Raw genomic sequence first — 16,540 nt, forward strand, 5'->3', positions numbered from 1 at the left:
CCCTTCGGGTTCACGCAAAAAAAACGCCACGGAACGCAGGTTCCGTGGCGTTTTTCATTGTGCCGCGCGTGACGCGCGGCACACGCGAGCGTGGACTTACTTCGTGTTCACGTTCGCGGCGGCAACGGCCGTCATGTTGATGATCCGGCGCACGGTCGCGGCCGGCGTCAGGATGTGAACCGGCTTGGCCGCGCCGAGCAGGAACGGGCCGACCGTCACGCCTTCGCCGCCGACCATCTTCAGCAGGTTGTACGCGATGTTCGCGGCTTCGACGTTCGGCATGATCAGCAGGTTCGCCTCGCCCGACAGCGTCGTGCCCGGGAACGCCTGCTTGCGGATCAGTTCCGACAGCGCCGCGTCGCCGTGCATTTCACCGTCGACCTCGAGGTTCGGCGCGCGTTCGACGATCAGCTTGCGGGCCTCGGCCATCCGGCGCGACGACGCCGACGGCGCGCTGCCGAAGTTCGAGTTCGACAGCAGCGCGGCCTTCGGCGTGATGCCGAAGCGCTCGATCTCGGCCGCGGCCTGGATCGTCATGTCGGCGAGCTGGTCGGCGCTCGGCAGCTCGTTCACGTACGTATCGCACACGAACAGGTTGCGGCCCGGCAGCATCAGCAGGTTCATCGCGGCGAAATGCTCGGCGCCCTTCGCGCGGCCCAGCACCTGCTCGATGAACTTCAGGTGGCTGTGGAACGTGTCGATCATCCCGCAGATCATCCCGTCCGCATCGCCCAGATGCACGAGCATCGCGCCGATCAGCGTGTTGAACTTGCGCATCGCGGCCTTCGCGACTTCCGGCGTCACGCCGTCGCGCGCGCCGATCTCCTGATACGCCTGCCAGTAGCGGTGGTAGCGCGCATCGTCTTCCGGATCGACGATTTCGAAATCGGTGCCGGCCTTCAGCTTCGAGCCGATCTTCGCGAGGCGCATGTCGACGACCGACGGACGGCCGATGATGATCGGCTTCGCGATCTTTTCCAGCAGCACGAACTGCGCGGCGCGCAGCACGCGCTCGTCCTCGCCTTCGGCGAACACGATGCGGGCTTCCTTCTGCTTGGCGGTCGCGAACACCGGACGCATCACCATGCCGGTGCGGTAGACGGTCGCGCCGAGCTGTTCGCGGTACGCGTCCATGTCCTGGATCGGGCGCGTGGCGACGCCAGAATCCATCGCGGCTTGCGCCACGGCCGGCGCGATCTTGATGATCAGGCGCGGGTCGAACGGCTTAGGAATCAGGTATTCCGGGCCGAATTCGAGCGAGTGGCCTTCATACGCCTTCGCCACTTCCTCGCTCTGGTCGGTTTCCTGCGCCAGCTCGGCGATCGCGCGCACGCACGCGAGCTTCATTTCTTCCGTGATCGTCGTCGCGCCGACGTCGAGCGCGCCGCGGAAGATGAACGGGAAGCACAGCACGTTGTTGACCTGGTTCGGGTAGTCCGAACGGCCGGTCGCGACGATCGCGTCCGGGCGCACGGCCTTCGCGTCTTCCGGGCGGATTTCCGGTTCCGGGTTCGCGAGCGCCAGGATCAGCGGGCGCTCGCCCATCGTCTTGACCATGTCCTGCTTCAGCACGCCCGCGCTCGAGCAGCCGAGGAACACGTCCGCGCCGACGATCGCGTCGGCGAGCGAGCGCGCGTCGGTGTTCGCCGCATAGCGCTGCTTCGACGGATCGAGGTTGCCGCGGCCTTCGTAGATCACGCCCTTCGAATCGGCGACGAGGATGTTCGTCTTCGTGAGGCCGAGGTTCACCAGCAGGTCCAGACACGCGATCGCTGCCGCGCCGGCGCCCGAACACACGAGCTTCACGTCGGCGAGGTTCTTGCCGACGACCTTCAGGCCGTTCAGGATCGCGGCCGACGCGATGATCGCGGTGCCGTGCTGGTCGTCGTGGAAGACGGGGATCTTCATGCGCTCGCGCAGCTTCTGCTCGATGTAGAAGCACTCCGGCGCCTTGATGTCCTCGAGGTTGATGCCGCCGAGCGTCGGCTCGAGCATCGCGATCGCCTCGACGAGCTTGTCGGGGTCGGACTCCGAGAGTTCGATGTCGAACACGTCGATGCCCGCGAATTTCTTGAAGAGGCAGCCCTTGCCTTCCATCACCGGCTTCGCGGCGAGCGGGCCGATGTTGCCGAGGCCGAGCACGGCCGTGCCGTTCGTGATGACGCCGACGAGGTTGCCGCGCGACGTGTACTTCTGCGCGTCGAGCGGATCGGCGTGGATCGCCTCGCACGCGGCGGCGACGCCCGGCGAATAGGCGAGCGACAGATCGAGCTGGTTCGACAGCGGCTTGGTCGGGGTGACCGAAATCTTGCCGGGTTTCGGGTTCAGGTGATAAGCGAGAGCGGCCTGCTTCAGTTGTTCGTCCATGATTGACCTGCGAGAGACATGCGAAATATTGACGACTCAGTACACAGCACCTTCGGCCGCGTCTGCTTGAATCGAGGGGATGGTCGACTGCGAGACGGCCCGCGACGCGCCGGATGGGCACGCCAACGAACCTTGGCGGGTGGCAAGAGGAAAGTACAAAGTACTGAACGATTTCTTAGGGTCGCCTAGTGTACACCCCCTAAATGACCTCCGTTGGTGCACCGCCGCATCCCCGGCGTCCGTGTCGGACTGGTCGTGCCCCGTTTGTTTCGCCGGTGGCGAGCGGCGCGGCGGCGCGCGCGAATTCCGCCGAAAACCGGCCTGAATCGGGTAAAATAGCGGGCTACGCGCGCAGCGATGCGATTGGTCCGCCAATCGCGCCCCGGCCCTTCGGGCAGGTTCCCCTTGCTGCGCCATCGGGCCCGCGCCCGCTCCTCGCTCATCACCCAAGGAATGCCCATGACAGGCTACGATCGTCAGTCGATCTCGGATACGACCGCCAAAATCCTGCTCGAAGTGCAGGCGGTGCACTTCAATGCCGAAAAACCGTTCATCTTCACGTCCGGCTGGGCAAGCCCCGTCTATATCGACTGCCGCAAGCTGATCTCGTATCCGCGCGTGCGCCGTGCGCTGATGGAAATGGCGGAAACGACGATTACGCGCGACATCGGCTTCGAGCAGATCGACGCGGTGGCGGGCGGCGAGACGGCCGGCATCCCGTTCGCGGCATGGATCGCGGACCGCATGATGGTGCCGATGCAGTACGTGCGCAAAAAGCCGAAGGGTTTCGGCCGCAACGCGCAGATCGAAGGCCATCTCGAGGAAGGCTCGCGCGTGCTGCTGGTGGAAGACCTGACGACCGACAGCCGCAGCAAGATCAACTTCGTCAACGCGCTGCGCACCGCGGGCGCGACGGTGAACCACTGCTTCGTGCTGTTCCACTACGACATCTTCAAGGAAAGCGTGTCGGTCCTGAAGGACATCGACGTCGACCTGCACGCGCTCGCCACGTGGTGGGACGTGCTGCGCGTCGCGAAGGCGTCGGGCTACTTCGAGACGAAGACGCTCGACGAAGTCGAGAAATTCCTGCACGCACCGGCCGAATGGTCGGCCGCGCACGGCGGCGCGACGGCCCCGAAGGAATGACGCCACGCCGGCATGCGTGCCGGCGCGCTGGCTGAACAAGCCGCCTGCTTCATCGCAGGCGGCTTTTTTTCGTCCACCGACCGGCGCGCTGACCGATCGCAATCGCGGGCGCCGGCGTGCGTCGCTCATCGAACCCTAATGCTAGACTTGACCCATCGCCGCCGTCAGCGGCGCGGGCAACACACAACGCCAACAATGCCGGGCGCCGCGGCCCGGCCCACGTGACGGGAGAAGCGCCATATGCGTGTGGATCGCCGGATCACTCCGCCTGCGCCATCGGGCCGCCCGTCTGCGTTCCTCCTCCCCGCCCTCCTGTGCGCCGCCGTGTTCGCGGCGCTGCCCGCGCATGCGGAAGGGCCGTTCACCGTGACGAGCGACGACCTGACGCCCGGCGCCCGCGTGCGGGCCGCGAACGTGTTCGACCGCGGCGACTGCAAGGGCGCGAACCGCTCGCCGCAACTCGCGTGGCGCAACCCGCCGCCCGGCACGCGCGGCTACGCGGTCACGATCTTCGATCCCGATGCGCCCGGGCACGGCTGGTGGCACTGGGCCGTCGCAGGTATTCCGGCAACCGTCACGAGCCTGCCGGCCGACGCGAGCGCATCCGGCTTCCTGCGCCGCATCGGCGCGAGCGAGGCACGCAACGACTACGGGATCGACGGCTACGGCGGCCCGTGCCCGCCGCCCGGCAAGCCGCATCGCTACGTGATCACCGTTTACGCGCTCAAAGGCACCGACCTGCGCATTTCGCAGGGTCGCCCCGCGCCGATGTTCGAGCACGAGATCGGCACGCTCGCGATCGGCACCGCGCAACTCACGGTCACTTACGGCCAGTAGTCGCGCCGCGCGCTGCCCGGCGGCGGTGCCGCGATCGCCGGCCACCGCGAATTTCCGCGGGCCGCACGCGCACGTCGTGTCGTCATTTCGGCTTGCTAGACTCGTCGTCACCGGTCGCGGCATCCCGTGCCGCGCGACCGTCGCGCCGCCTGCCGGCGACGCGTGACGCGGCGGGCCGACGGCCCGCCGTTCCCGTCCCTTTCCGGAGAACGCTTCATGTCGAACATCGTCATCGTCTATCACAGCGGCTACGGTCACACGCAGAAGCTGGCCGAAGCCGTGCACGCCGGCGCGCAGGATGCGGGTGCGAACGTGCGCCTGATCGCCGTCGGCGACCTCGACGACGCAGGCTGGGCCGCGCTCGACGCGGCGGACGCGATCGTCTTCGGCGCGCCGACCTACATGGGCGGCCCGTCCGCGCAGTTCAAGCAATTCGCCGATGCCACGTCGAAAGCGTGGTTCACGCAGAAATGGAAGGACAAGATCGCCGCAGGCTTCACGAACTCCGCGACGATGAACGGCGACAAGTTCTCGACGATTCAATATTTCGTCACGCTGGCGATGCAGCATGGGATGGTGTGGGTCGGCACGAGCCTGATGCCGGCGAACTCTAAGGCGGCCACGCGCAACGACATCAACTACCTCGGCGGCTCCACGGGCCTGCTCGCGCAGTCGCCGGCCGATGCGACGCCCGACGAGGGGCCGCTGCCGGGCGACCTCGAGACCGGCAAGGCATTCGGCCGGCGCGTCGCCGAAGCGGCCGCCCGCTGGGACGCCGGCGCCCGCTGAGCGCGCGCGTTCCCCGGCCCGCGCGCGTGCCGGCGGGCGTCAAAGGGACACGAAGATGGACACGAGACGGCCTGCCGGCCGTCTTTTTTCACCCCGCGCGCTGCAGTGCCGCCGGATGACGTCTTAAAATGGCGGTTTCAGGGCGCCGCGGCTCCCGTTTCATTCAGTGAGAGCGAAATGAGCACCAAAGTTTTTGTCGACGGCCAGGAAGGCACGACCGGCCTCAAGATCTTCGAATACCTGTCGGCACGCAGCGACATCGAGATCCTGCGCATCGAGGAAGCGAAGCGCAAGGACGTCGACGAGCGCCGCCGCCTGATCAACGCGTCGGACGTCACGTTCCTGTGCCTGCCGGACGTCGCGTCGCGCGAATCCGCGTCGCTCGTCGAGAACCCGAACACCACGCTGATCGACGCGAGCACCGCGTTCCGCACCAGCGCCGACTGGGCGTACGGCCTGCCCGAGCTGACCCGCGCGCAGCGCGAGAAGATTCGCACGTCGAAGCGCATCGCGGTGCCCGGCTGCCACGCGTCGGCGTTCGTGCTCGCGATGCGTCCGCTCGTCGATGCGGGCATCGTCGCGCCGACGTTCGCCGCGCACAGCTACTCGATCACCGGCTACAGCGGCGGCGGCAAGTCGATGATCGCCGAGTACGAAAGCGCCGCGCCGGGCGGCAAGCTCGCGAGCCCGCGCCCGTACGCGCTCGGCCTCGCGCACAAGCACCTGCCGGAAATGGCCGCGCACACGGGCCTCGCCCACGCGCCGATCTTCACGCCGATCGTCGGCCCGTTCCTGAAGGGCCTCGCGGTGACGACCTACTTCACGCCCGAGCAGCTCGCGAAGCGCGCGACGCCGCAGGACGTGCAGCGCGTGTTCGCCGAGTACTACGCGGACGAAGCGTTCGTGCGCGTCGCACCGTTCGATGCGGACGCGAACCTCGACGGCGGCTTCTTCGACGTGCAGGCGAACAACGACACGAACCGCGTCGACCTGTTCGTGTTCGGCAACGCGGAGCGCTTCGTCACGGTCGCGCGCCTCGACAACCTGGGCAAGGGTGCGTCGGGCGCCGCGATCCAGTGCATGAACCTCAACATCGGCGCGGCCGAGGACGCGGGCCTCAAACGCTGATTCAACATCGCATGCCATGCAAAGCCGGCCATTGGCCGGCTTTTTATTTACCCGTACCAGGCAATATATAAATACAGCGCGCCGCGCATTTACAAATATTTACAAGCTTTCGATTGCGCGATTACAAGCGGATTAATCCAGCCCCTTCCTTATCCAGTCAATCCCGAATAGGGATAAACCGGATACCCGTTGATTTAAACGCTGCCGTTATACGCCAGAAGGTGCTGCGAGCGCGTGCCGGGCGTCGCGCATTCCCCACTTCGGCAGCTTTCGACAGCCAGTCTCGCGTTTAAATTCTTACCGTTTGCCTTATTGGACAAGCATTCAATTCGCAGATCCCGTTTCAATCGCCTTTTTTAGACGGGTTCATCAATTGACAGCAAAAACCCAGGCAGCGACATTAGCTCGCACAATTAAACGATTGGAGACAGCGGCATGTCGCACACCTTATCGAAGGGGGTGGCAACGGCCTTTGCCATTGCCCCTTTCCTGGTTGCATGTGGTGGGGGGGACTCAGGCGGCGCGCTCGCGCCGATCAACGCGCCCCAATGTTCCGGCTCGAGCTGCGGCACGCAAGGGCAGCCGCCTTCGCAACCGATCAACGGCGCACTGTGCCCGGCCAACGCGGATATCGTGAAGAGCACGTATCTCGGCGGCGCGGGTAGCGGCGAGATCGTCAGCGTCAACATCGACGCGGTCGCGATGACGTACACGCTCAAGTGGCTCGAATCGCCGATTCCGCTGAAGACGGGCACCGTCACGCCGAGCCGCGTCGGCACGACGATCACCGGCAAGGTCATCCATCCGCCGGCCGGCACGCTGCCGACCGCCGAACAGACGCGCTGCGCGTTCGTCCTCACGCCGGGCACCGGCCCCGCGCCGGATGGCTCGACCTATTCGACGGCCGCCGACTTCAACCAGGCGAACCCGCCGATGCTGCTGGTCGGCATGGGCGTCGCGGGCGGCGGCATTCCGGGCGCGACGATCCAGTACGACGGGCTGACGATCATCCCGGGCGTCGTGCAGAACGTCGGCCAGGTGCCGAACCGTCACTTCGACTTCTATCCGTTCCTCGGCTTCGCGAACACGACGACCGATCTGTCAAAACTGCCGGGCACGTACAACGCGCTGCTCTACCACCTCGTGCCGTCGGGCAACTACGCGACGAAGGGCTCGACCTCGAGCGAGACGTTCGACGCGAACGGCGCGTGCACGTCGAGCGGGTCGGGTGGCTGCCAGACGACCGGCGATCCGTGGAAAACGAGCGCGAACGGCGGCTACTTCGACAGCGCCAAGGCGCCGCAGACGCTGCCGCAGACCCAACTGCCGATCGTCGGCGCGACCGGCAAGTCGGCCAGCGCACATATGGTGATCGGCCAGCTCAACGGCGCGACGGTGCCGGTGATCGTGCGCACGGGCAACGTGAACCTCGGCACGCCCCCACTGCACGTCGATGCGCAGGTCGACGACGAATCGGGGATCGCGGTGCTCGGCGCGGCGACGGCGATCACGTCGGGCGCGATCGACGGCGGCTACGCGGGCGCGGACTCGAACTTCAAGTACACGGCCGCGCTGATCCGCGGCGGCAACGCGTCGTTCATCAACCCGTCCACGCAGGCCGAGGAAGACGGCTTCACGCTCGACTACGGCCAGACGACGCCGGGCCTGCTGAACGCGAAGACCGCCCCGCCGAGCGGCGCGAGCTACCCGTCCGCATCGGGCGTGGTGATCGCGACGGGCGGGCTGTACGCGGCGCTGATCCAGGGCACGGTGAACGGCGGCGTCACGTCGACGTCGGCGAATTCGACGACGTCGTCGACCCCGTACTTCGGCGTGGGCGCGCAGATCAGCAAGTAGCGATCGAGGACGCAGCGGCCGGCCTGCCGCCGCGCGACGCAGGGAAGGCACGAAGGCGCTCGGCACGGCGCCAACAAGACGAGCACGACCAACAGAAGCGGCCGACAGGGAGCTGGCCGCCGCACAAGACAAATCTGGAGGAGCAACATGAAGCGCAACCTCATTCTGGCGGCGGCCTTTGCCGCCCCCCTTCTTTCCGCCTGCGGCGGCGGCAGCGACAACCCGCCGCCGCTCGTCGAAGACCGGCTTTGCCCTGCCACGCTCGACTACAACACCGTGTTTACGGGCGGCGCGGGCAGCGGCGAACTCGCGAAGGTCCAGCTCGACACGACCAAGATGACCTGGCAGGTCACCTATGTCGAATCGGCGGTGCCGCAAAAGACCGGCACCGTCACGCCGACCCGCGCGGGCACCGTCGACAGCGGCACGCTCACGCAGGAAACGCTGCTGCCGACCAACAAGCTGAACCAGTGCGCGTTCCGCCTGAACGGCGCGAGCCTCGATGCGTCGCGTCCGGCGCGCATCTTCGTCGGCTTCGGCGTCGCGGGCGGCACGATTCCCGGCAAGGAGATCCAGTTCGACGGCGTGCTCGGCCAGGCCGCGGTGCCCGACACGAAATTCCCGTACTACCCGTTCATCGGCTTCTCGTCGATCGAAACCGACATCACGAAGGTCGCGGGTACGTACAGCCACATCGGCTTCGGCGAAGTGCCGTCGCAGAAATTCGGGCCGGCGTCGATCGACGCGAAGGTGACGATCAACGCGGACGGCACGTGGACCAAGTGCGACACGACGGGCCAGTTCGCCGGCGGCGCGTGCACGCAGCAGGGCACGAATTTCGTGCAGTCGGCCGACGGCAGCGGCGCGTTCCAGTCGAACAACTACGCGAGCCAGCTGAAGCCGACGCTGTCGGCCACGCCGCAGGGCAAGGGCTTCATGGTCGTGGGCAAGCTGCGCAACCAGCTCGTGCCGATCCTCGTGCGCACGGGGGTCGCGAACCCGAATCCGACGCCGGACAGCAACGGCGTGCCGGGCCTGACCGCCGACGACGAATCGAGCATCTCGATCCTCGCGCCGCAGACGGCCGTCGCGGCCGGTTCGCAGAACGGCGAATACATCGGCGTCGACAGCCAGTTCGATTACCGGACCACCGCGCTGATCGACAAGCAGGCCACGCTGCTCGATCCGTTCCAGCCGTCGCAGGCGTCGCTCACGAGAGTGCTCGACCTCGACTACACGCAGAAGGTGCCGGGCACGGTCACGACGATCCATACGGGTTCGGGCAGCACGTCGCCGACCGGCAAGTTCATCTTCTCGGGCGGCGTGTTCGGTTTCCTCGACAACGCGGGATCGACGCCGTATTTCACGATCGGCGCATTCGTCCAGTAAGCGGAGGGGAAAGCCGTGATGAAGAAAACCCTTCTCTGCGCGGCGGCGGGCGCCGCCGCCGTGGCGCCGCTCGCCGCGCACGCGCAGAGCGCCGGCAGCAACGTCGTCACGCTGGGCTGGTTCCACATCATGCCGCAGCAGAGCAGCACGCCGATGACGACCAACGTCGCGCCGACGCCGATCAACACGCCGCTGCGGCTGCCGCCGTCGTTCACGTCGGCCGGCACCGGGCTGCACACGAGCGGCGCCGACACCGTCGGCCTGACGGTCAGCCACTTCCTGACCGACCACATCGCGGTCACGTCGGTGGCCGGCGTGCCGCCGGTGTTCAAGGTGTCGGGCCAGGGCACGATCAAGCCGCCGGGGCCGGCCGGCGCGCTCGGTACGCAGAACATCGGGCTGGCCTCGGTCAACCCAATCGTGAAGAGCGTGCGGCAGTGGAGCCCGGCGGTGATCCTGCAGTACTACTTCGGGCAGGCGACCGCGAAGTTCCGCCCGTTCCTCGGCCTCGGCGTGTCGTACAACTGGTTCAGCGACCTGCAGCTCAATACGAACTTCATCAAGCAGACGCAGGACAACCTCGGCGCGATCCTCGCGGCGGGCGCGGGCAAGCCAGGTACGACGTCGGTGGAGGCGAAGGCATCGTCGTCGTGGCAGCCGGTGTTCAACGCGGGCCTGCAGTACAACCTGACGGAACACTTCGGGCTGGTCGCGTCGGTGACCTACATCCCGCTGAAGACGACGTCGACGGTGACGATCAAGGCGGCGGACGGCTCGGTGCTCGCCGAGTCGAAATCGGACCTGAAGGCGGACCCGATCATCAGCTACGTCGGGATGACGTACAAGTTCTGAGCGCGGCGGCCGTCGGCGAATGGAAATGGAGCGCTGCGACACAATCGCAGGCAAAAAAAAGCCCGCCTGATCGGCGGGCTGAATCCATATCAGAGGAGACATGGAGGAGACAGGTGCAATCATAGCGAATTGGTTTCCGCAATGCAACATTTCCGTAGAGAAAATAAGGATTTTCCCTCGAACGCGGCCTCTACTTCTCCGTCACGGCGCCTGACCCCTTTCCGTTCTCCCGCTCCAGCACCTCGCCCAGTGCGTCGCGCAGCAGCGCGACCGGCCGCATGAGACGGCCCGGCAGCGTGCCGTGCACGATCCATACGTTGATCCGCGTTTCCAGCCCCGCTGTTTCCACCACCCTCAGCGCATCGCGATGCGCGCTGCGCGCCAGCGCGTTCGGCGGCGCGATGCCGATGCCGGCACCGCGCGCGACGAGCGACAACTGCAGTTCCGAGCCGAATGCCTCGACCGCGACGTCGAACGGCAGCCCGGCCGCGCCGAGCGCGCGGCTCAGCGCCGAACGCATCCCGCAGCCGTCCTGGCTCAGTACCCACGGAAAGCCCGACAGCGTGTCGAGCGACAGCGGGCCGTCCGGCAGCGGGAAATCGCGCGCGGCGACGAGCACCGTCGGCTGCGTGGCGAGCAGCGTCGCCGTCAATGCGTCCGGCAGCGCCGCGCTCGCGGGCACCATCACGGTCGCGACGTCGAGCGCGCCGCGCTCGATGCCCTGCACCAGCGCGGGCGACCAGCCGGCCGTCACGCGCAACGTGAGGCGCGGAAATGCGTCGCGCAGCCGGTCGATCGGCCGCTCCAGCGCGAGCTCCGACAGAAACGGCGGCACGCCGATGCGCAGCTCGCCCGACGGCTCGCTGTCCGGCGCGCCCGCCGCCATCAGTTCGTCGACCGCACCGAGCACGTTGCGCGCGAGCGCGTAGACGTCGCGCCCGGCGGCGGTCGGCTTCAGCGGCTTGCTCTGCCGTTCGAGCAGCGGCACGCCGAGCAGCGTTTCGAGGTTCTGCACGCGCCGCGTCAGGCCCGGCTGCGTCAGATGGAGCTTCGCGGCGGCGGCGACCATCGATCCGCTGTCGACGACCGCGACGAACGCCTGGAGATCACGCGTATTCAAAACAAACTCGCATAATCATGTTAGACATATTTCAATTGTCGCATAAAGATCGGACACCTACGATGGGAGTTCCTTAGACCTCCACCTCCGGGTTTCAGATGAACTGCCCTGCCCATCGTTGCTCCACCCCCGTTTCCCCGACCGTCGCCGCGCCCGCGCCGCCCGCACTGAGCACCGGCATGACGCTGTTCTTCGCCGCGACGGTCGGCGTGATCGTGATGGACCTGTTCGCCGCGCAGCCATTGACCGGCCCGATCAGCGCGGACCTGCACCTGCCGCCCGGCCTCGCGGGCCTCGTCGCGATGCTGCCGCAGCTCGGCTATGCGGCCGGGCTCGCGTTGCTCGTGCCGCTGGTCGACCTGCTCGAGAACCGCCGTTTGATCGTCGCGACGCTCGCCGTCTGCGCGGCCGCGCTCGCGCTGCCCGCCTTCACGCAGTCGGGCACCGTGTTCCTGCTCGCGACGCTCGCGGCCGGCGCCGCGTCGAGCGTGATCCAGATGCTCGTGCCGATGGCCGCGTCGATGGCGCCCGACGCACAGCGCGGCCGCGCGGTCGGCAACGTGATGAGCGGGCTGATGCTCGGGATCCTGCTGTCGCGGCCGCTCGCGAGCCTGATCGCGGGATCGGCCGGCTGGCGCGCGTTCTATCTGCTCGCCGCGCTCGCGAACGCGGCGATCGCGGTCGTGCTCGCGCTGCGCCTGCCGGCGCGCACGCCGTCGATCACGGCCAGTTACCGCGCGTTGCTCGCGTCGATGGCACGGCTGCTTGCCGACGAACCGGTGCTGCGCCGGCATGCGCTGTCGGCCGCGCTCGCGATGGCCGCGTTCAGCGCGTTCTGGACCGCCGTCGGGCTGCGGCTCGCGCAGCCGCCGTTCGCGCTCGATCTGCACGGCATTGCGCTGTTCGCGTTCGCCGGCGCCAGCGGCGCGATCGTCACGCCGCTCGCCGGCCGCGCGGGCGACCGCGGGCACGGCCCGGCCGCGCAGCGGCTCGCGCACGGCACGATGCTCGCGGCGCTCGTCGTGCTCGGCGTCGCCGGTGCAGGCTGGTTCGGCTTCGATGCGCACGCGCATCGCGGCGTCGCGCTCGCGCTGCTGGCCGGCGGCGCGGCGCTGCTCGATGCGGGCGTGATCGTCGATCAGACGATCGGTCGCCGCGCGATCAACCTGCTGAACCCGGCCGCGCGCGGACGCCTGAACGGGCTGTTCGTCGGGCTGTTCTTCGTCGGCGGCGCGCTCGGCGCGGTGCTCGCGGGCAGCGCGTGGGCATGGGGCGGCTGGAGCGCGGTGTGTGGCGTCGGATTCGCGTTCGCCGGCGCGGCGACCGTGTTCGGGCTGGCGACCGGACGCGGGCCCGGCGCGGCGGCGCTGGATCGGCCGCGTGCGTGAGCACTCACCGGTGAAGCGGCGCCCAAAAGCCGAACGCCCCACCCTCTTGCGAGAGATGGGGCGTTCCGTACGCCGGGGTCGGCCGGGAGTCAGTGACGGACCAGCGCCATCATCGCGCCGAAGCCGACGAACAGCCCGCCCGTCAGCCGGTTGAACACCTTCGCGACGCTCTGGCTCTTCAGCGTGGCGCCGATGCGCGTGCCGAACGCCGCGTAGACGAGATACCAGCTCACCTCGATCACCGCGAACGTGACGACGAGGATGCCGAACTGCGGCAGCGTCGGCTCGGCCGCGTTGATGAACTGCGGCAGCAGCGCGGCCGCGAACAGGATCGCCTTCGGGTTGCTGCCCGCGACCAGGAAGCCGTTGCGGAACAGCGCGACGCGCGATGTCGAGGCCGCTTGCGGCGACACCGCATCGACGTCGGCCGCCGGCGCGTCGTCCACGCGCGCGCGCCACGCCTTCACGCCGAGATAGATCAGATAGGCTGCGCCCGCGAAGCGCAACGCATCGAACGTCGCCGGCCATGCTTCGAGCACCGCGCCGAGCCCGGCCGCGGAGACCGCGAGCATCAGCACCAGCGCGCTCAGGCAGCCGGCCATCGTCGCGGACGAGCGCCGCAGCCCGTGGCGCGCGCCGTGCGTCATCACGAGCAGCATGTTCGGGCCCGGAATCGCCGACACGACGAACACCGTCGCCACGAAAAGCCACCACGTATGCAAGTTCATGACTGCCTCTGCCTGAAATGAATGTAGGGAAAACGGACTGTCGATTATGCCGTGCGGGTCGCGTGTCTGTCGCGCTCCTGTCGCGTGTCAGCGGCCCGCGCGGCGCAGCGCGGCCTCGCCGAGCACCGCGAAATCCTGGTCGCCGCCGCCGTGCGCGAGCGCGTCGAGCAGGCTGTCGCGCACGACGCTCGCCACCGGCAGCGGCACCGACGTCGCGTCGCCGGCCTCCAGCGCGAGCCGGACGTCCTTCAGCCCGAGCCGCGCCTTGAAGCGCGCGGGCTCGTAGCGCCGCTCGGCGATCATCGCGCCGTAGCCTTCGTAGACGGGCCCCGGAAACACGCTGCTGGTGATCACGTCGAGGAAATCGCGCATCGCGACGCCGTGCGCGCCGAGCAGCGCGGACGCCTCGCCGAGCGTCTCGATCGCCGACGCGAGCGTGAAGTTCGCGGCGATCTTCGCGACGTTCGCATGCTGCGGCAGCGAGCCGAAGCGCCAGGTCTTCTGGCCGATCGCATCGAACAGCGGCTGCATGCGGTCGATCGCCTCGGCCGGGCCGCCGGCCATGATCGTCAGGCGCGCGGCGGCCGCGACGTCGGGCCGCCCCATCACCGGCGCGGCGACATAGTCGATGCCGCGCGACGCATGCGCGTGCGCGAGCGATTCGGCGAGCGCGACCGACACCGTCGCCATGTTCACGTGGATCAGCCCGCGCGGCGCCTGGGCCAGCAGCGCGTCGTCGAATACCGCGCGCGCGGCCGCATCGTCGCCGAGCATCGAGAACACCGCGTCGCCGCGAAACGCGTCGGCCGGCGTGTCGACGATCTTCGCGCCGAATGCCGCGAGCGGCTCGGCCCGCTCGCGCGACCGGTTCCAGACCCGCACCGTGTGGCCCGCCTTCAGCAGGTTCGTCGCGATCGCCTGCCCCATTTCGCCCAGCCCGATAAACCCGAGATCCATGTCTCGCTCCTTCGCTCCGTGAAGCCGCGAGTTAAACACAGATGCCGGCGCGCTGCAGCGCCTGCCGCCGGCCGGGCGCGGTGCGCATTCGGCGCCTGAAAAAACAAAACCCCGCATGCCGGAGCATGCGGGGTTGGCCGACCGATGACCGGCAACGCCGGCCGTGGCGGCGGAGCCGCTTAGTTCTGCGTGCCTGCGTCGTTCGTGCCGGCGGCCGATGCGGCTGCAGCCTTCGCCTGGCCCTTCTTCGAACCGTGGTGCTTCAGCTGGTGCTTCGGCTTGCTGTGATCCTTCTTGGCCGGTGCCGATGCGGCAGCCGACGTGTCGGCTGCCGGCGCGGACGCCTGTGCGAATGCCGAAACCGATGCGAGTGCGAATGCTGCGGCGATGATCGAAGCGAGCGTCTTCTTCATTGTTCTTCCTTTAGCGGAGAAAAAATCAAACGTACCGGTAAGTAAAGATGCGAGGCATTCGCACCGGAGCCCCAGGCCGCGAGGCCGGCTTTCGCCGTGCCATCGCGACAAAACCTGACGCACTGGTTCCATAACGCACCGCATTCGCGGCAAGTTGACACGTTGCTTGCATCCTCGGGTTTCCCCGGGGGCGGGCGCGTCGGCCGGCGCCGGCGGGCCGGACGGGCCTGCCGCCGCACGGCGCCGCAAACCGGCTCGCGCGGCGCCGGGGCGACGCTTATACTGGCGTCCATCCGTCCCTTTCCCCGGAAACCGGATCGCGGCCGGTCGCACGACCGCCGCCGTCTCGAGGCGCTCAAATTGCCCGATCACAATCTGGACAAACTGAAAATCGACCGGCGTCCGATCGCCCCGGTGCCGCGCCGGCGCCGCTGGGCGCGCTATGCGGTCGCCGCCGCGCTCGTCGTCGTCGCGATCGTCGCCGGCCTCGCGCTCACCGGCCGGCCGACCGTCGACACCACGTCCGTCACGTCCGCCTATCCGTACCAGAACGACACGCAGCTCAATGCGACCGGCTACGTCGTGCCGCAGCGCAAGGCCGCGGTCGCGTCGAAGGGCCAGGGCCGCGTCGAGTGGCTCGGCGTGCTCGAAGGCACGCGCGTGAAGCAGGACCAGATCATCGCGCGTCTCGAAAGCAACGACGTGCAAGCGTCGCTCGCGCAGGCGCGTGCGCAGGTGCAGGTGTCCCGTGCGAACCTCGGCGTCGCGCAGGCGGAACTCAAGGATGCGGAGATCGCGCTGCGCCGCACCGCCGCGCTCGCGCCGAAGGGCGCCGTGCCGGCTGCGCAGCTCGACACCGACACGGCGCGCGTGAACAAGGCGCGCGCGACGCTCAACAGCGACCAGGCCGCGATCGCGTCGGCCGAGGCGAACGCGCAGGCCGCGCAGGTGGCGGTCGACCAGACGGTGATCCGCGCGCCGTTCGATGGCATCGTGCTCGCGAAGCACGCGAACGTCGGCGACAACATCACGCCGTTCTCGTCCGCGTCGGACAGCAAGGGCGCGGTCGTGACGATCGCCGACATGGAGACGCTCGAGGTCGAGGCCGACGTCGCCGAATCGAACATCGCGAAGATCCGCGCCGAGCAGCCGTGCGAGATCCAGCTCGACGCGCTGCCCGACATGCGCTTCGCCGGCCGCGTGTCGCGGATCGTGCCGACCGTCGACCGCTCGAAGGCCACCGTGCTCGTGAAGGTGCGCTTCGTCGACCGCGACGAACGCGTGCTGCCCGACATGAGCGCGAAGATCGCGTTCCTGTCGAAGCCGGCGACCGCGCAGGACCGGCAGCCGGTGACCGCCGTGCAGGCGAGCGCCGTGGTCGAGCGCGACGGCCGGCCGGTCGTGTTCGTCGTGAAGGACGACGCCGTGCATGCGGTGGCCGTGACGAAGGGCGCGCGGATCGGCGAACTCGTCGCCGTGCGCGGCGTGAAAGCCGGCGACACGGTCGTGCTCGCGCCGGGCGCGAAGCTGAAGGACGGCGCGAAAGTGACCGTCGCGAAGAAGTAGCGC

At 68.1% G+C, this 16,540-nt stretch carries 14 protein-coding genes; 9 read left to right on the forward strand and 5 right to left on the reverse strand.

The annotated features are described in order from the left end of the window. Nucleotides 1–96: 96 nt before the first annotated feature. Nucleotides 97–2,367, reverse strand: a complete 2,271-nt coding sequence (locus tag HWX55_RS32470) for an NADP-dependent malic enzyme (RefSeq protein ID WP_175978692.1) — start codon at nt 2,365–2,367, stop codon at nt 97–99. A gap of 459 nt (nt 2,368–2,826) precedes the next feature. Between HWX55_RS32470 and HWX55_RS32475 the strand changes: the two genes are divergently transcribed. The 7 genes from HWX55_RS32475 (at nt 2,827) to HWX55_RS32505 (ending at nt 10,365) form a co-directional block, all read left to right on the forward strand. Continuing rightward, nucleotides 2,827–3,513: an orotate phosphoribosyltransferase gene (locus HWX55_RS32475; protein ID WP_011546659.1), complete on the forward strand. Its 687-nt coding sequence runs from the start codon at nt 2,827–2,829 to the stop codon at nt 3,511–3,513. Nucleotides 3,514–3,753: 240 nt separating this feature from the next. After that, nucleotides 3,754–4,350, forward strand: a complete 597-nt coding sequence (locus HWX55_RS32480) for a YbhB/YbcL family Raf kinase inhibitor-like protein (RefSeq protein WP_089434407.1) — start codon at nt 3,754–3,756, stop codon at nt 4,348–4,350. Between the two features lie 216 nt (nt 4,351–4,566). Then, complete coding sequence (locus HWX55_RS32485; RefSeq protein WP_059232638.1) at nt 4,567–5,139, forward strand: flavodoxin family protein; 573 nt, start codon at nt 4,567–4,569, stop codon at nt 5,137–5,139. 177 nt (nt 5,140–5,316) lie between these two features. Beyond that, nucleotides 5,317–6,267: an N-acetyl-gamma-glutamyl-phosphate reductase gene (gene argC, locus HWX55_RS32490; protein WP_089466425.1), complete on the forward strand. Its 951-nt coding sequence runs from the start codon at nt 5,317–5,319 to the stop codon at nt 6,265–6,267. Nucleotides 6,268–6,702: 435 nt separating this feature from the next. After that, complete coding sequence (locus HWX55_RS32495; protein ID WP_175978693.1) at nt 6,703–8,124, forward strand: DUF2957 domain-containing protein; 1,422 nt, start codon at nt 6,703–6,705, stop codon at nt 8,122–8,124. 147 nt (nt 8,125–8,271) lie between these two features. Then, nucleotides 8,272–9,513: a DUF2957 domain-containing protein gene (locus HWX55_RS32500; protein WP_175978694.1), complete on the forward strand. Its 1,242-nt coding sequence runs from the start codon at nt 8,272–8,274 to the stop codon at nt 9,511–9,513. An 18-nt stretch (nt 9,514–9,531) separates the two neighbouring features. Beyond that, nucleotides 9,532–10,365, forward strand: coding sequence for an OmpW family outer membrane protein (locus HWX55_RS32505; protein WP_089488059.1), 834 nt, complete (start codon nt 9,532–9,534; stop codon nt 10,363–10,365). 190 nt (nt 10,366–10,555) lie between these two features. Here HWX55_RS32505 and HWX55_RS32510 read toward each other — a convergent pair whose 3' ends face one another. Further along, a complete protein-coding gene (locus HWX55_RS32510) occupies nt 10,556–11,485 on the reverse strand; it encodes a LysR family transcriptional regulator (protein WP_175978695.1) in 930 nt (309 codons plus the stop codon). 98 nt (nt 11,486–11,583) lie between these two features. Between HWX55_RS32510 and HWX55_RS32515 the strand changes: the two genes are divergently transcribed. Beyond that, nucleotides 11,584–12,873: an MFS transporter gene (locus HWX55_RS32515; RefSeq protein WP_175978696.1), complete on the forward strand. Its 1,290-nt coding sequence runs from the start codon at nt 11,584–11,586 to the stop codon at nt 12,871–12,873. 89 nt (nt 12,874–12,962) lie between these two features. On the opposite strand, the gene HWX55_RS32520 is transcribed toward HWX55_RS32515, so the two are convergent. The 3 genes from HWX55_RS32520 to HWX55_RS32530 all read right to left on the reverse strand — a co-directional run bounded on the left by HWX55_RS32520 (nt 12,963) and on the right by HWX55_RS32530 (nt 14,971). Then, the gene (locus HWX55_RS32520; RefSeq protein ID WP_175978697.1) at nt 12,963–13,601 is read right to left on the reverse strand and encodes a LysE family translocator; all 639 of its coding nucleotides are present in this window, start codon (nt 13,599–13,601) and stop codon (nt 12,963–12,965) included. 87 nt (nt 13,602–13,688) lie between these two features. Then, a complete protein-coding gene (locus HWX55_RS32525; RefSeq protein WP_279612708.1) occupies nt 13,689–14,675 on the reverse strand; it encodes an NAD(P)-dependent oxidoreductase in 987 nt (328 codons plus the stop codon). Nucleotides 14,676–14,737: 62 nt separating this feature from the next. Next, entirely contained in the window at nt 14,738–14,971 is a 234-nt protein-coding gene (locus HWX55_RS32530) for a hypothetical protein (protein WP_012327737.1), read from the reverse strand. A 360-nt stretch (nt 14,972–15,331) separates the two neighbouring features. Between HWX55_RS32530 and HWX55_RS32535 the strand changes: the two genes are divergently transcribed. After that, nucleotides 15,332–16,537 (forward strand): efflux RND transporter periplasmic adaptor subunit, encoded by a 1,206-nt coding sequence (locus HWX55_RS32535; protein WP_175978699.1) that lies wholly within the window; start codon nt 15,332–15,334, stop codon nt 16,535–16,537. Nucleotides 16,538–16,540: the final 3 nt, after the last annotated feature.

The sequence above is a fragment of the Burkholderia sp. BCC1047 genome (assembly GCF_902833155.1).
GTDB classification, from domain to species: domain Bacteria; phylum Pseudomonadota; class Gammaproteobacteria; order Burkholderiales; family Burkholderiaceae; genus Burkholderia; species Burkholderia sola.